The sequence below is a fragment of the Chitinophaga sp. SYP-B3965 genome (genome assembly GCF_009647655.1).
GTDB lineage: Bacteria > Bacteroidota > Bacteroidia > Chitinophagales > Chitinophagaceae > Chitinophaga.
This window is the reverse complement of record NZ_WJFD01000005.1, coordinates 73,709-89,219: the sequence shown is the minus strand read 5'-3', so window position 1 is coordinate 89,219 and position 15,511 is coordinate 73,709. Positions and strand designations below refer to the sequence as shown.

General features: G+C 45.3%; 9 protein-coding genes. 3 read left to right on the top strand and 6 right to left on the bottom strand.

The genetic code is table 11. The features are described from left to right. The first annotated feature begins 68 nt into the window (after window positions 1-68). Entirely contained in the window at window positions 69-1,298 is a 1,230-nt protein-coding gene (locus GFS24_RS23670; protein WP_153663951.1) for a PAS domain-containing sensor histidine kinase, read from the top strand. Window positions 1,299-1,311: 13 nt separating this feature from the next. Next, window positions 1,312-2,370 carry a response regulator gene (locus GFS24_RS23665; protein ID WP_371731311.1) on the top strand — a complete coding sequence of 353 codons (1,059 nt, stop codon included), beginning with the start codon at window positions 1,312-1,314 and terminating at the stop codon, window positions 2,368-2,370. On the opposite strand, the gene GFS24_RS23660 is transcribed toward GFS24_RS23665, so the two are convergent. Further along, window positions 2,362-2,724: a response regulator transcription factor gene (locus tag GFS24_RS23660; RefSeq protein ID WP_153663947.1), complete on the bottom strand. Its 363-nt coding sequence runs from the start codon at window positions 2,722-2,724 to the stop codon at window positions 2,362-2,364. The genes GFS24_RS23665 and GFS24_RS23660 overlap by 9 nt on opposite strands. 226 nt (window positions 2,725-2,950) lie before the next feature. Between GFS24_RS23660 and GFS24_RS23655 the strand changes: the two genes are divergently transcribed. Further along, window positions 2,951-3,475: a CAP domain-containing protein gene (locus tag GFS24_RS23655; protein WP_173003176.1), complete on the top strand. Its 525-nt coding sequence runs from the start codon at window positions 2,951-2,953 to the stop codon at window positions 3,473-3,475. On the opposite strand, the gene GFS24_RS23650 is transcribed toward GFS24_RS23655, so the two are convergent. The 5 genes from GFS24_RS23650 to ruvA all read right to left on the bottom strand — a co-directional run bounded on the left by GFS24_RS23650 (window position 3,476) and on the right by ruvA (window position 15,422). After that, window positions 3,476-4,657: a sialidase family protein gene (locus GFS24_RS23650; protein WP_153663943.1), complete on the bottom strand. Its 1,182-nt coding sequence runs from the start codon at window positions 4,655-4,657 to the stop codon at window positions 3,476-3,478. 2 nt (window positions 4,658-4,659) lie between these two features. Beyond that, window positions 4,660-6,939, bottom strand: a complete 2,280-nt coding sequence (locus GFS24_RS23645) for a TonB-dependent receptor (RefSeq protein ID WP_153663942.1) — start codon at window positions 6,937-6,939, stop codon at window positions 4,660-4,662. Between the two features lie 125 nt (window positions 6,940-7,064). After that, window positions 7,065-7,427: a hypothetical protein gene (locus tag GFS24_RS23640; RefSeq protein WP_153663941.1), complete on the bottom strand. Its 363-nt coding sequence runs from the start codon at window positions 7,425-7,427 to the stop codon at window positions 7,065-7,067. Window positions 7,428-7,522: 95 nt separating this feature from the next. After that, window positions 7,523-14,794 (bottom strand): cell surface protein SprA, encoded by a 7,272-nt coding sequence (sprA, locus tag GFS24_RS23635; RefSeq protein ID WP_153663939.1) that lies wholly within the window; start codon window positions 14,792-14,794, stop codon window positions 7,523-7,525. Window positions 14,795-14,831: 37 nt separating this feature from the next. Beyond that, window positions 14,832-15,422 (bottom strand): Holliday junction branch migration protein RuvA, encoded by a 591-nt coding sequence (ruvA, locus tag GFS24_RS23630; RefSeq protein ID WP_153663937.1) that lies wholly within the window; start codon window positions 15,420-15,422, stop codon window positions 14,832-14,834. Between the last annotated feature and the right edge of the window lie 89 nt (window positions 15,423-15,511).

The window sequence follows — 15,511 nt, the reverse complement described above, 5'->3', positions numbered from 1 at the left end:
CAATTCTCTAAAGTGTAGGAATAAGTAATATGATGACGTTCTAACCCTTCCCTTTATTATCTGCAGATATGCATCATAGCCGCCATATTGATTTCGATGTGCTTTTCAATTATGCTACCATGGGTATCATAATAGCAGATGGCAGTGGTTGTATCCTGATGGCTAATCCATTCATTTTAAAGGAGTTCGGATACATTGAATCAGAGATCATTGGCCAGAAAGTAGAGAAACTGATACCCCACCGTTTCAAGTCGCAGCATGAACAGCACCGGGAAGTATATGGCATAAATCCCCGCAACCGGCCAATGGGCCTGGGGCAGGATCTTTTTGCCGTCAGAAAAGATGGAAGTGAAGTGCCGGTTGAAGTGAGCCTGGGTACTTATAAAACAGAAGAGGGGCAGTTTGCCATTGCTTTTGTCAGTTTTATTTCCGGCAGAAAGGATGCAGAAAAAGCATTAAAACAATTAAATGCAGAACTGGAGAAAAAAGTGGAAGACCGAACAGAATCCTTAACTGAAACAGTACGGCAACTCGGAGAACAGATCAAAGAGGCGAAAGCAAAAGATGTAGAATTACAACGGGTGAATAATTTTCTGAATGTAGCACTTGAAAAAGAAATAGAATTGAACGAACTGAAATCCCGCTTTGTTTCCCTGGCTTCTCATGAATTCAGAACGCCACTCAGCACCATTTTGTCTTCCGCCTATCTGGTCAGTAAATATGAGGAACCTACAGATCAGCCCAAACGGGAGAAACATATACAGCGGATCGTTTCCTCTGCAAACCTGCTAACGGGTATACTCAATGACTTCCTTTCAGTAGGCAAGATCGAGGAAGGGAAAACAAATGAAAAGAAAGTTAAGTTCAACTTAGAAAAACATATTGATACTATTATCAGTGAAATGGACGGATTAAAGAAACAGGATCAAACGATAGAATACCACCACACAGGCGCTGCCCTGCTGCTATCGGACCCTTCGCTGTTAAAACATATTGTGCTGAACCTGGTATCCAATGCTATTAAATTCTCTCCTACAGACGGAAGGATCGTTGTACAAACAACGATCTCAAAAAAAATGTTGGTGATGTCTGTTAGTGATAATGGGATGGGCATCCCGGCATCAGATATGCACCATCTGTTTGAGCGGTTCTTCAGGGGAAGTAATGTATCCAATATACAGGGTACTGGTTTGGGTTTGCATATTGTAAGGAAATACGCTGAGATCATGAATGGCATTATTAGTTGCCGGAGTGATATAAATAAAGGGACTGAATTTACGATCACTATTAATCTCTAAAATTAGTTTCTGCGTGAAAAAGATATTAATTATAGAAGATAACGTTGAGATCCGGGAAAATATCGCGGAGATACTTGAGCTGGCCAGTTATACCACCTTAACCGCAGAAAACGGAAAAGAAGGCATGGAAGTAGCCATTGCACAACTGCCGGACCTGATCATCTGCGACATCATGATGCCGGTGCTGGACGGGTATGGGGTTTTACATATGCTTCATAAAAACAAGCGGTTAAGGAATACACCCTTCATTTTCCTTTCCGCGAAATCAGAAAAACCAGAGATCCGGAAAGGAATGGAAATGGGAGGAGATGATTACATTACCAAACCCTTTGACACCACAGAGCTTTTAAATGCAGTGGCATGCCGTTTGAAAAAAGCAGAACAGATCAGCCAGGAATTACCGCCAACCCCCAACGGACTGAACACCCTTATTCATACTGCGACCAATAAGGATATACAGGAATCCATGAAAGAAGACGGTAACGTGCAGAAGTATAAAAAGAAACAGGAAATATACCTGGAAGGCCATCGCCCCTCCTGTCTTTATTATATTATGAAGGGGAAGGTGAGAACCTATAAACGAAATGACGATGGGAAAGAACTGGTGATAGGTTTATATAATGAAGGTGATTTCCTCGGATATACTGCCTTGCTGGAACAAAGGGCCTATAATGAAAATGCCGATGTACTGGAAGATGCAGAGCTGGTGATCATTCCCAGGGAAGATTTTGAATCCCTGCTCTTCAATAATTTAGGCATCCTGCACAAGTTCATACAGTTGCTTTCCCGGAATGTTACAGAGAAGGAAGAACAGTTGCTGGGGATCGCATATAATTCTTTGAGGAAAAAGGTCTCTATTGCGTTATTGTCCCTATACAAAAAATACAATCCTTCTGAAAGCGACAATTATAGTATTGATATGAGCAGAGATAGTCTTGCAGCCCTGACGGGTGTTGCCAAGGAATCATTGATCCGTACGCTGGGCGATTTCAGGGATGAGAAACTGATCGCTATCAAAGAAGGACTCATCTTTATTCTTAGCAGGAAGAAGCTGGAGTTAATTTTAAGCTGAGAGCTTTTTACCTATCTTCTCTTCAATGGCAAGCAGCAAAACTGCCACATCAAATGGTTTGGAGATATATTCTGCCACGCCGTCCTCGTCCTTTATTTTATCAACAGCCGTCATAAATATAAACGGGATACTACTCAGGGCTGCATCCTGTTGCAATAAACTGAGCACGCCATAACCATCCAGTCCTGGCATCATCACATCACAAATAATGAGGTCTGGTTTATGTTCACCGGCCATTTGTATCCCTATGTAACCATTTTCCGCCAGTAGCACACTATAATTTGCCAGGGCAAGGATCTCTGATGTATTCATGCGGATATCTTCATTATCCTCAATTAACAAGATGGTAGACATTTAAGGAAATTAAATAGTTAGGCAAATTTAACTCATTCTATACGGGCCACCACTAATCTGCATCACCGGTTTCGATGACAGTGATCAGCTGTATGACATTACCATCATCTGAAAACCTGTTCTCATCCGAATAAGCTGGCACAACACTCATTCCTTCCGCTATCTGCCATCATCCTTTAAGAATATCACCCATCCTACCTTTGCAACCGATTAAATAATGTATCCTATGAAATGTATGGTCCCGGTATTAATGTTATTTGTGTTGGCGGGTTGCTCCAAAGAGCCATTGATGGTGATTAAACCACCAACAGAAGTTGCGGTAATAATTGAAGATACACTATTTACATTCGATAACCCTGTGAACAAGGTATTATTGCTGGAACTGATCAATGATTACAGAAGTAAAGGATGTAATTGCGGAGATACCTTCATGGCGCCGGCTGTTCCCCTCACCTGGAATGAAAAACTGGAAAGGGCTTCCTGGCTGCACAGCAAAGAAATGAGCGATAGCGGTTATTTTAGTCATACCGGCAGTAATGGCAGCAATGCGGGAAAACGTATTGCGCAAATGGGTTACAAATGGAAGGTGTATGAAGAAAACATAGCACTGGGGATACTAACGGAGAAAACACTTATAAAAGGGCTGATGGGCAGTGTCGTTCACTGTAAGGCGATGATGAACCCTAAAGCGAACGAAACTGCCGTTGCCCTGTATAAGAATTTCTGGACGCAGGAACTGGCTGTTAGGTAACTATAACGTTACTAACTGCACACATACTTCTTCCCGTTTCCCTTTCCTCTTTTTATACGCTATCAGCACTTTCCCCTCTCCCACAGGTTTTAACACCGGGAAGTTAGCATAAGCATCAGCTGGTGTGATAAATCCGGCGGCCATCTTTTCACCGTTACCGGCTTTGTGCTGGATACCGATCCTGCTGCCAATAGTATCTACTGCTTCATCCCATACCAAAGCAAGGTCTCCATTCTTCAATGCAGCCAGCTGCGGATGTTTGGCAGTGGGTAATGCACTGATACTTTCCTTCTTCGTATAAGTGATCCCGTTATCCGGCGACTGGCAATAGAAAACTCCTTGCCCTCCGCCCATCGTAAACCATGCAAAGTGCAGGCCCTGTGCATTCTTTACCATTGCCGGCCCTGTATGAGGACAACCATTAATAGCCCAGTTATCCGGACTGATGCGTACTGGCGGAGAAAAGGTAGCACCATTATCTACAGATACCATGTGTACCATATCACGGATGGTATCATTGATAATATCCCTGAACGTGGTATGTAAGGCACCGTCTGCATCTACATACAAAGCAGTACGGCAGCACTGGCAAACTGTTTGCGCAATCTGCCGCTCCTGCTGAAAGCCAGGCTCCTTACCGGTTGTGGCAATGTATAAAGTAGATCCTTCCTTTGTATCGTTCTTACGATTATCCAGCCAGATGGTCACGGCTTCTCCGGAAGGCAATAAGGTCATGTCAAAATAACGCTGATCATAACTGGCGGTATCTGTTACTAATGGCTGTGCAGGTAACCAGTTTGCGCCGGCATCCGGGGAACGGGTGTAATACACTTTGCCGGCATATTTATTACGCGGGTCATTACTTTGCCCGCCATACATGGCTATCACTTCTCCATTAGGGCGGAATACCATTTTAGGCATATTCTCTGCATGTGCCTGGATACCTGATGTAGTGGGGATCAGCTTTGCAGGGGAAAATGTTTCTCCTTCATCCGGAGAAACGGCATAATATAACTGGCTGTTTTCCACCCAGCTCACTACGATCTGGCCCTGTGCATTACGCGTCATATAAGTACAGGAGGCATCGCGGGTAGTATCTGATAGTACCAGTTCTTTTCCTCCTGAAAATGTTGTTGTATCACAAGCTGCTAAAAAGAGCAATCCTATCAACCAATATCTCATGTTTATTTTTTTGCGCTGAAGGTATAAGCCACTCCAACATTAAACGTTCTGTTAGGTCCGGGGCGGTAGCTTTTGCCGAAGGCGCTTTTATCTACCGTTACGGCATACATTACATCTGCTATATTCCGGCAGTTCACCCAACATTCAAAACCTCCGATACTATATCCCACGCGGGCATTCAGCAGATCATATCCACTGTATTCTTCCGTATTGGCAGGGTCCATAAAATACTTGCCAACGTGCTGCCATTCCACAGCGGTACGGATACCTTTCAGGAAAGCGGGTTTCCAGGTGATCTCTGTATTGGTGATCACAGCAGGCGCACCATTCATACGGTTGCCGCCAAACTGTTTGCCTTTATCTTCGTACGTGATGAAATCATGTATGGCGTAAGTGCCGCCGGTACGGAAAAGAATGGAAGGTACCGGTGCATAACGCAGGTTCCATTCTACGCCACTGTGGCGGGTTTTACCGGCATTCTGATTTTCTGAGGAACCATCTGGCAAACGCACGCTTACAATTTCATTGGTGCCGTCCATGCGGTAAAGGCTCACATCGATGTATCCTTTTTCCTTTGCAAAGGAAAACCATCCGCCGATCTCATAGTTGTTATAAGTAGCAGATTTTAGGGTGGGTACCTTTACACCACGGTATAACTCAGAAATGTTTGGGGGAGCAAAACCCACGCTGTAATTGGCGTACAATCCACGGTCGTGACCGAAGTCGTACGTCAATCCCAGCTTAGGCGTCCAGGCATGAAAGTAATTACGTTCATCAGGAGAACCAGTAAAAGCGGAAGGAGAAAGATTATTATCAAAATTATAATCCATCCTGTCGTAACGCAATGCGGCAATTACTTTCATGTGTTCAATAGGACTCATCTCAGCCTGCGCATACAAGGCTGTGTTTAGCAAAGTGGCATGGTAATCCGTTAATACGGAGTCTGTTGGAGTGAAGCCGGTGAAATATCCGGCGGCATCCCTGTCAACATCAATATAGTTAGCATAGTAAGTAGCAGGGCTGTAATCGGCGCTCACACCAGCTATCAGCTTGGCATGCTTCCAGCCGAAATGTTTCTTATGCTGCACCAGTACACCATAACTCTGAAAAGCATCGCTGTTTATTTCACCGCGGGCTTTCAGTGGGTCGTTGGTTGTTTTGATAGCATAGAAAGGGTTCTGCCCTATTTCATTATGACGGTAGAAGGCAGTGAAACTGGTAAAGTTATTTTCGTTCCACTGATGCTCTAAAGTACTGCGTACCCTGAAAGCTTTTACCAGCCTGTAAGAGAAGGTGTGAAAGCTTTTGTAGTTCTTCGAGAAGAAGTTAGTGCTGTCCACGCCGCCCGTCTGATCCGTTTTATAATCCACTAAAGAGATCCCGTTGGTCCAAGTAGTGTGGTCATTTATTTTATATTCTGTTTTTAAGGTGAGCGCCAGTTTGTGGAAGTCGCTATGCTCGATGTAACCATTGCGCTGGTTAGCATAATAACCGCCGAGGATCACACCCAGTTTACCTTTGGTGCCGGAAACGCTGAAGTCAGTACGTTTGTAACCCCAGTTGCTCATTTCTGCCTGCACTTTGGCGGTAGGTAATAAAGTGGGGGAAAGCGTGATGAAGTTCACAGCGCCTCCCACAGCTTCACTTCCATATAAAGAAGAGGCCGGACCGCGGATCACTTCTATTGTTTTCAGCGCTGCCATATTTATTTCTATGAGGGCATTATGGTTGAAGTCTCCCGTAGTACGGATGGGAATACCATCTTCCATATAGAGGAAAAGGCTACGGTAACCAATGGGCTGGCGGATAGCCATGGTATGTTGTTCATTCCCGAGATCCACCATATATACACCGCTTACTTTATTCAGGATCTGTTCCAGCGAAGTAGCTTTTGTTTCTTTGATCTGCTGGGTGGAAATAGTACTGATGGCAATGGGCGCTTCCGTACGGAATTGTTTATCCCGGCCGGCGGAAACGATCACTTCATTTAAACGGGTGGAAAGGGGTTCCAGGTAAATGACCATCTCTCCTTTTTGTGCGGCGGGCATACGTTTAGCGGTATACCCTATATAAGATACCTGTATAGAATCAATGCGGTGTGGTTCTGAGAGGGAGAATTTGCCTTGTGCATCCGTTGTGCAGCCATTGGCTTTACACTGGATGGTAACACCGGGTAGCGCTTCTCTTGTTTGCGCATCTATTACCCGGCCCTGTAGTTGCGTTTGTGCAACGGCAGACATGCCATAAACAGATAATAAAAAAAGGATAAAAATGCGAAGCATGTTTTAGCTTTTAGCTTGTACGTAATGGGGTCACTATGCGTTGCCACAGGGGCACGCTTTTATGGGTGCAAAGATGCATTATACCCAGGACCCGGGTAAGCTTAAGATGTTTGAATTGCCCGGAATCAGGCCTGAGGTGGGTGAAACACCGCATGAAGGGGATCACGGTGCAAACCGCCATGGTAGGCAGTGAATAGCTCTTTTACAGCTATATAGGGGGTAAGGTGGAAGGCGGCATTGATCTCTGCGAACACCACTTCGTATTTATCTTTAACGGCATTCCCGTTTTGATCTTTCTTTGTTTCCTTCTCCATCTGTTTCATCAGCTGGCATTGCCCGTGACAGGCCAATTGGGGTTTGGCTTTGTTAATACACAGTACATTGGCAATGTAGTCCCTGTTCAGCATGAATTCCGCCAATACCACGCCCTTGCTGAATGTTTGCAGCAAAAGGCTTGTTAATGTTAGTATGACGAATACCTTTTTCATGTGAGGATACCGCAAATGTAGGATTTATGGGAATCTACACAATGATTTTAGTCATTACCAAAAACGGGGAGCAAATGCTCCCCGTTTTTGTTTATCTATTGTGCTAACATGAATCGTAAGGTAAGCCCCCCTCGCGTAGTAGTGATCGGGTAGGCAGTTGAGATCACCGGAATGGTCTGGCGGCGGTCGTAGAAGAACTTAATGTTCAAACGGTTGTTCACCACATAATCAATAGTAGGTGAAATACCGATCACTTTCTGACCACTGGTGGGTATCACCAGGTCTGCATCCAGACGGTTGTTCACTGTTTTATCATCCCGGAAGCTCAGGTCTAAACGGAAGTTCAGGTCATTTTCCAGGCGGGTGCTGCCGTCTTTACCAATTTTGAAAGGCATCGGGAAACCGCGTACACGGTATCCTGCGCCCACCGTTACTTCACTGGAGCGCATTTCACTCAATTGATAATCGATCAGGCTAAGGCTCAAAGTACGGTTCCGTTTGAAACCAAGCCTTACGTTCAGGCTGTTCGTAAAGGTCATATCTGCTTCCAGTAAAGGCGCAAACTGTTCGCTTACCGTGAGGTTGGGCAATAAGAAGTAAGGTACGTAGTTGCCGGAAACGGAATCACGGAAGGCCGGATAACCCAGTAACAACGGATCAAAGAACATCAGCGCCGTATTATAAGAGTTCATACTGAGACTTCCTATATAAGCATGCGTTAATGTAAAGTTAGTCAGGAAATCGCTGAATGGTTTCACCCTGCTCAGGCCATTATAGGTGATCCGCCAGTTTGGTCTTGGCAGTACATTCTTAAATGGATTGGATTTCACGCCACCTTCTCCTTGTTTTAATAAGGCAACCGTTTCTGCGCTCTTACCGGTATATGCTGCCAGGAATGCAGGGATCAGTACATCCTGCGAATAACGGCCATAACCATAACGGTACTCCGGATCTTTTGGATCAAATTCAGGTACAGTACCCGTATTGTTGTAAGGGTTATCTTTTCCTAAACGGCCAGAGATCACTTTACGGTAAGATTCAAATTTCTTGAAAGTGGAAGACACCCCATTCTCTGTATCTATCTTGCCCCACATGGTTTTGATAGCCACGAAAGTGATCTCAAAACCACCTGCATCATAAGGATTCAGGTGACCAAATGCACCGTTACCAATAGTATCCTTGAAGAGTTCTGAGTGTGTTTTAGTGAAAGACTTGGTGAGGTTCAGATCTATCCGCAGATCACGAACGGGCTCCAGGTTCACCTGTACATCCAGGCGTTGTGTGAATTGTTGTTGGAACTGAATATTGAAAAGTGTGTCCGGAGAAAGCAGGCCTTTCTTCGCAAAGTCATCCATCCATTTTTGATTCGGCTGATAACCGAATACAAATGGAAGTCCCGGAGACATAGACGCAAAGTTCATCCCTATCAGCTTCGTACTGTCCAGGTAACCCGGCAAACGGGTACCTGCATTTTCAGAATAGTTGATAGTAGCTCTCTTCAGTGACATGGCCACACGCATCAGTCCTTTCACGAGACCAGATACCTGGTCATCATCTTCCACCTTCGGTTTCTCTTTTGGTGCGGCTGGATTGTTCATGATCGGCGGCTGTACAAAATCACTGCCGGAAGATGCATTCATCTTCCTCAACCATTTGCTCTTATTATACAGGTCCGTGAACTTCAATTCCACATTCGCCATTTTCTGATGAGAGTTCTCAATGGCATTACCCAGGTATTGCGCCAGGCGGGATGCTCCTATCCACCTGTATTCCGTTCCATAACTTAGCGCAATGTTCGTCCAGCTCAGGAGCGGGAATTTTCCGGTAGGTAAGGTATACGTGATAGTGGCATTGTGGAAGTAGTTGGTGGTACGCCCTAACTTGAAGAAGTTAGTACGCACACTGTCTTTCTTCGGACCAGTATTGATACGTCCCTGCGGTTCATCGATACGGGCCATGTTGGAGGCATTGAAATCGAGTGACAGGTTACGGCTTATATCCAGTTTGAAAATATAGTAACGGTCAAAGGTGAAATACTTATCGTACGTTTCCTGTAAAAGGAAAGGTCCGCCACCCACATTACGCATACGGGTTGCGCCGAACTGCCTTGTTACATCTGCACGGAAGCTGATGATAGAAGGAATGTAGTTGAAGTTGAATTCTTTCACCAGGCCAAACCATGGAGATTTGCTCTTGATCAGTTTTTTGAACGGCTCTATGAACTTAGGCGTACCGGCAAAGTTGTAACCTAAACCACCACGGTGGCGGGTAAGCACATCACTCTGAATTACAGGATTATGCCGGTTGATCTGTGAATAAGAATAGCTGATATCAAAATTCTCAATATCCCAGAGGCGGCTCTTCGATTTACCCACTGCCATTCTACGCACGTTCGTAAAGTTCACACTGGTGATAGAAGTGAAGTCCTGCGCATTCTTGCGGATGGAATCCCTTTGTTCTTTATCCCTGGCCAGCGACAGTTTATCTTTCAGTTTGATATCCAGATCATATGGATCATATTCCGGATTGCTCACTGTCTGAGAGTATCCTGCATATACAGGAACTGTGATGCCACTGCGTTTAGGTAATAATTTACCTAGGTCAAGGTTCGTGGCCACATCATATTGCACGTAATTATCGCGGAAACGTTCATTCACCCGCTGATCAATTCCGCCGAAACCTGCGGTGTGCATGTTACCACTGAAGGTGATGGAACCAAGGTCTGCCAGCTGCAGGTCCATTCTCGCCAAAGCAGCATAACCACCTTTTTCATCGAGACCGGTAAGGCGTAATTCATTAAACCATATTTCTGTACAAAGCGGCATTCCATCATTCTGTGGATTCAATACGCCGATCATGATACTGCGTACATCTCCCAGACTTGGATTACCCATGATGGCAATAAAGTTCTTACCATCCGCCTGCACATAAGGGATCAATGGAGAAGCTCCATCATTATTCCGTTTCTGTTTCAACTGACTAAAACGGTCCAGTTCCAGATCAAGATTGTTGATGTCCGGCCAGATCGCTGCTTCCGTTGTGGAACCGAATGGCGTTACTTTTAACGGTATGCGGTATTCGTAATAGTTTTCTGTAAAGTCACTTCCCACACGCACGATCGCCTGCAGATCATTATCTTTTAAAGAAGTAGGCACTTTCACTGCTTCCGCGTGTACAAACATCTGGATGCGGTTGTACTGCCGGAGATCCAGGTTCAGGTTTTTATATAATGCTCTGGTATCACCATCTTTCAGATCACAGATCTGTGCGGAGAGGGCTTGTTCATTGAGCAGGATGTTGGTATTATTTGTACTCAGGGTGTTCTGACGTAAGATTCCCGGAGGCAGTACATATGGAATTGGTGTACGGCGTGAGTTCTCTTCAATGTTCACAGCAGAAGCATTGAATGCAGTAGTTTGATCTACCGGGATCGGATCACCTGGTTTCAGTTCATACAGGTAACGGCGCCATTGGTTACGTACAAGGTCCAGTTTGGCAAAACGCATCACAACGGAATCTTCAAAACCGGTGAGGAACATCCGCATAAAACGAATGGATTTGAAATCCGGGATATTACCAATCTTTCTGTCGTACTGATTTACCGGTACTTTAAACTGGTACCATATTTCGTCGTGCGTTGTACCATCGGGGTATTGTACCCTGGCCGAAAATTTGTCTACGAGGTAATTAGCTCCTACCTGCATGTTCGGTGTGAGATTCACACGGTACTGGAAGTATTCTTCCGTTTCGTTCATGGTATTATCCCTGTTCAGGTCTTCTGACTCAGGGTAGTTGGTAGCGGCCTGTGAGAATTGGGAGTTATCATTGGAAACCGGGGAGTTGCCTTCCGGTCCGTTAATATATTTATACCTTCCCAGGATGCCGGTACCTTTACCACCGATAGGATTATTGGCATTATCATAATCCGCATGACGATACCATTTGTAATTATCATTGGAAGGATCTCTCTGTACATTCCGGTAAGCATCAGAGCTGGCGCCGAATACAGCTAAAAGATCATTCATGTAAGTAGCGCGGAAATGTTGCTCATCGTCATCCAGCAAACCATCAAAACCAACGTCCTGGTAGCGGCGGATGGCAGGGTCATTATCAAATGCCTGCGTGATCTGCTGCTGGAATTTAGGAACACGGCCCCAACGGCTGGAATCCAGTTTGTTCCTGTCCGTAATAGGATTAGGTAATCCGTTCTCAAAAGATTTGCGGGAATCTTTCAATACATCTTCTGATACGTTACCTAAGTTGAAATATAACTGACCACCGGAACTGGAAGGATTCGTAATGAACGGATCCTGGATCCAGAATTCGATGAACTCGATATTAGCTGTTTCAAAGTCACTGTTATCAATAGCGCGCATGATACCACCCCAGCGGGATTGCGGATTACGCAGTCTGCCACTCGGGAACAATCCTGCAGCGGTAGCCTCAAAGTTATAAGGTCCTCTTTCTTCCGGATAGTAAGCAAGGTCTAAAGTACTCAGCTGGCTCTGACCAAAATCTGTAGAGCGGTTCGGGAACACATCCTTTTGATAAACGAGGCGTGTACGCGGATCACTTTGAGAAGGTCCTACACCTGGTGGCAAATTCGGGGAGTTAGGAATTTGCAGGGTGGGTTCAATAATATACCATGCCAGCAATGCCCTGTTCCGGCCATAAGGCAGGGAGTCATTGTAAGCTGCTTCAGGGAAAAGGATGTTGCCGTTTGCATCGGTAGCGTCTCTTGGCGTGGAAGCCAAAGCCCAGCTGGTAGCCGGGAATTTGAGATCATATCCGTTGCGCGCGCCTTCAAAGTCATCAATCATTACCTGCCCTTGCTTGCTGCCGGCTGCATTCACTAATTTGCTATGGCCGGGGAACAGGCGTGCGACCTCTCCCGTGAAATTGATCGAGGCCGGGCGGGTGGACTGGAAGTTGGGTAGTTTATCCAGCATGCGGGTAAGGCCCTTCCATTCTGATACATAATTTCCATCCAGACCAACAACCGTATTTTTGATAGGGTCATCCCCATAATTCACTTTCTGATAGTATGGCCTTTCACTCATCCTTACTACGGTACCACCCAGGTTCAATTTATCGTTCACGAAATAATCCAGACGGGTACCCATATAGTTACGGACCTGTTGTCCGAAGAGGGCATTATTTTCAAACTGCACATTGATGGGAACACCGGAACTGAGCACACCTCCGTTGATGATCTTGATACGGCCCAGGTTATAGTCGATGATGAAATCCACATTCTCGCGCAACATCTGGCCACCGGCTGTAACAGTTACAGAACCAGGTGGAATGTTATAAGCGTTCAGGGAAATTTCAGAAGAATTGGAAGATTTATAAGACCCTTTCAGGATGTACCTGTTCAGGTTCGGGAATTGCTGGGCGATCACTTTGATGGAGTCGTACAGCATGGGATAGAGATATTGCCTTTCCAGCACAGGGTCTCCTTCAAAAGCTTTTCGTAAACCATCAGAGAAAGGTTCCAGTACGGGGAAGATCACTTTCCCGTTCATGGAATTCACCGTGTATCCTTCCACGTAGTCAAACACCCCATCCGGTTGCGGGTCATTCTGATTATTCAGCCTGTCCAGATTGAGGATGGAAATGATGGGCGCGCCAACATATTGTCCTTTGGCATCCGGTAAGTATCTTTTTTCACTGGGCACCCTGTCTCCTACCCCTGTTCCTGTTCCCGGATCTTTGAACAATACATCCAGTTTGAAATCCTGCCGGTTGATCTGGAAGGCGTTCGTGGCGTAGATGTTTTTCATCATCAGGTCCCAGATGGGTAAAGCAGGGCGGGCGGATGTAGCTTTCAGGAGTTTCAGGAACAGGATCCGCTGGTTGGCGGAATTATTCTGATCCGGTGGGATATCCTGTGAGAATTCCCCTACCTGGTAGATACGGCCATTATAAGAATATTGATACGCTACGGCTAACACCTCATCCGGTTGCAATTGCTGGTTGAGGGAAATGAAGCCAAGCTGGCGGTTGATCACATAATCTGCAGAATCCAGTTTGCGGGCAAAGGTTTTTTCAAACTCCTGCACGGGCTGCAGGCCCATAGCCAATAATCGGCTCACCACAGTTCCTGAATTCCGGGATCCGGGATCGCTTACCAGGTTGGAATAAAGGATGTTGGTTCCGTTATTGGGTTTACGGTCTGAAGTAGTAACAGTAAGAGAAGTATTAAAAGGACGGTATTCCCCAAGGTCCATCAGACCTACAATGTCCCGTGTGTCTGTAGTAGCGCCGGTTTTATTGGTTACCCAAACTTCCACCCGTATAATATTGGTTTGTGTACGGATAACAGGCAGGGTGGCCATCGCATAATTAAAGGTATCGCGGAAGAACTGGCCCATCAGGAAGTGCCGGTTATCTTCGTATTCATCTGCTTTGATCACGAAATCCTGGATACTGTTTCCTCCCCGCAGCACCATGTTCTGCTTTTGGGATTTCTGGTTACTCAGTACACTCGTTACCGTCAGGCGGCCAAACTGTAACTGGGTTTTAACACCAAAAAGAGATTGCACCCCGGAAATGAGGGAGCTGCTGAGCGGAAAACTTACGTTACCGGCTTCTATCTTTTTAATGATCTCATCCTGGTAACCGGTATATTCCAGTTTTACCTGGTTTTCAAAATCGAAAGTGGACTGGGTATTATAATTGGTGATCAGCTTCAGCTTCTCCCCGATCTTCCCGGTCACGTTCATATTAATATCTATGTCGAAATCGAACCCGCCGTTTTTACGGGCCCTTTCTACCAGCACAGGATTTTTCACGTTCTGCCCCTGGTAACCAAAGGTAAGTCCCAGTGATCCCTGTGGTTTAATATCTACTTTAGTTCCACCAAAAACCCGGTCGAACAATTTATCACCATAATATAACTGGGGAGCGGTAGTGCGTTGGTTGAGGCTTCCGATGGTATTGGCCCTTTTCTGCCAGTAGTCTTTTTCACTTTGTTCAGACTGGAGGCGGTAGAACTCGGAAAAGCTCATCACTGTAGGCTGCCTGTAAAACTGGCTGCCTATTTTTTCAGTAACGATATATTGTTTTGTAACGGGGTCATATTCAACCTCCTTCCTGATGTTGGCGGGATCTTTAAGATCGATCGCGTTCTTCACAGGGTCCGTCACAGCAGTGCCTCTCCGGTCGCGGATAGGAAATTTCAGCGTGTCTGGTTTCGCAGTAGTATCTGGCTTCGCGATATCAGTTCTCCGGTTAACCGCAATCTTCCCACTATCACTTTTATAGGTATATCCCGAACTATTTCTGTTTCTGGCGGCCGAATCAACAATGATAAAAGAGACAACACCTATTACTGCAATAGCACCATAGTATTTCTTTCTTGGCAAGCGATCTTAGGTTTTATAGAGGTCAAGGACTATAAATTTATAAACTTTTGAGGGATTTCTTTATAAGTACCTCCAATTCATTTAATTGGGGCTCTGCTTTCAGTACCCTCTGTACTGCCTGCTCTGCCATATTTCGGGCAATACCCAAGGTGACTAAAGCATTTAACGCGTCATCTTGTATAGTATTGTGAGAAGTTACGGATAAATGTAATACATCCTCTTTATTATGCTTCTTCATTTTGTCCTTCAGCTCAAGAATGAGTCGCTTGGCCGTTTTAGCCCCTATCCCTTTCACCCCTTCCAGCATTTTCTCGTTTTCCATGAGGATGGCCCGCTGAATATCGTCCGGATGGAGGGAACTGAGCATCATACGGGCTGTGCTGGCCCCTATGCCGGAAACGCTGATCAATTGTAAGAACATGCTGCGTTCAGAATCTTCAAAAAAGCCGTACATGGTGTGTGCGTCTTCCTTGATATGTACGAAAGTGAGTAATTTACAGACTTCCAGCTTCTGAATATGTGACCAGGTATGCAGGCTGATATTGACTTCGTACCCCACTCCGTTCACATCCAGGTGAACAAGGGTGGGTGATTTATAAGCCAGTTTGCCGTTTAAATATGCTATCATAACAATTTATCAGGAGGTAAATTTAAATCATAAATAGAAATATTCGTTTAAGTCGTACTTTTACGCCCATTTTAAACTTATCCAAATAA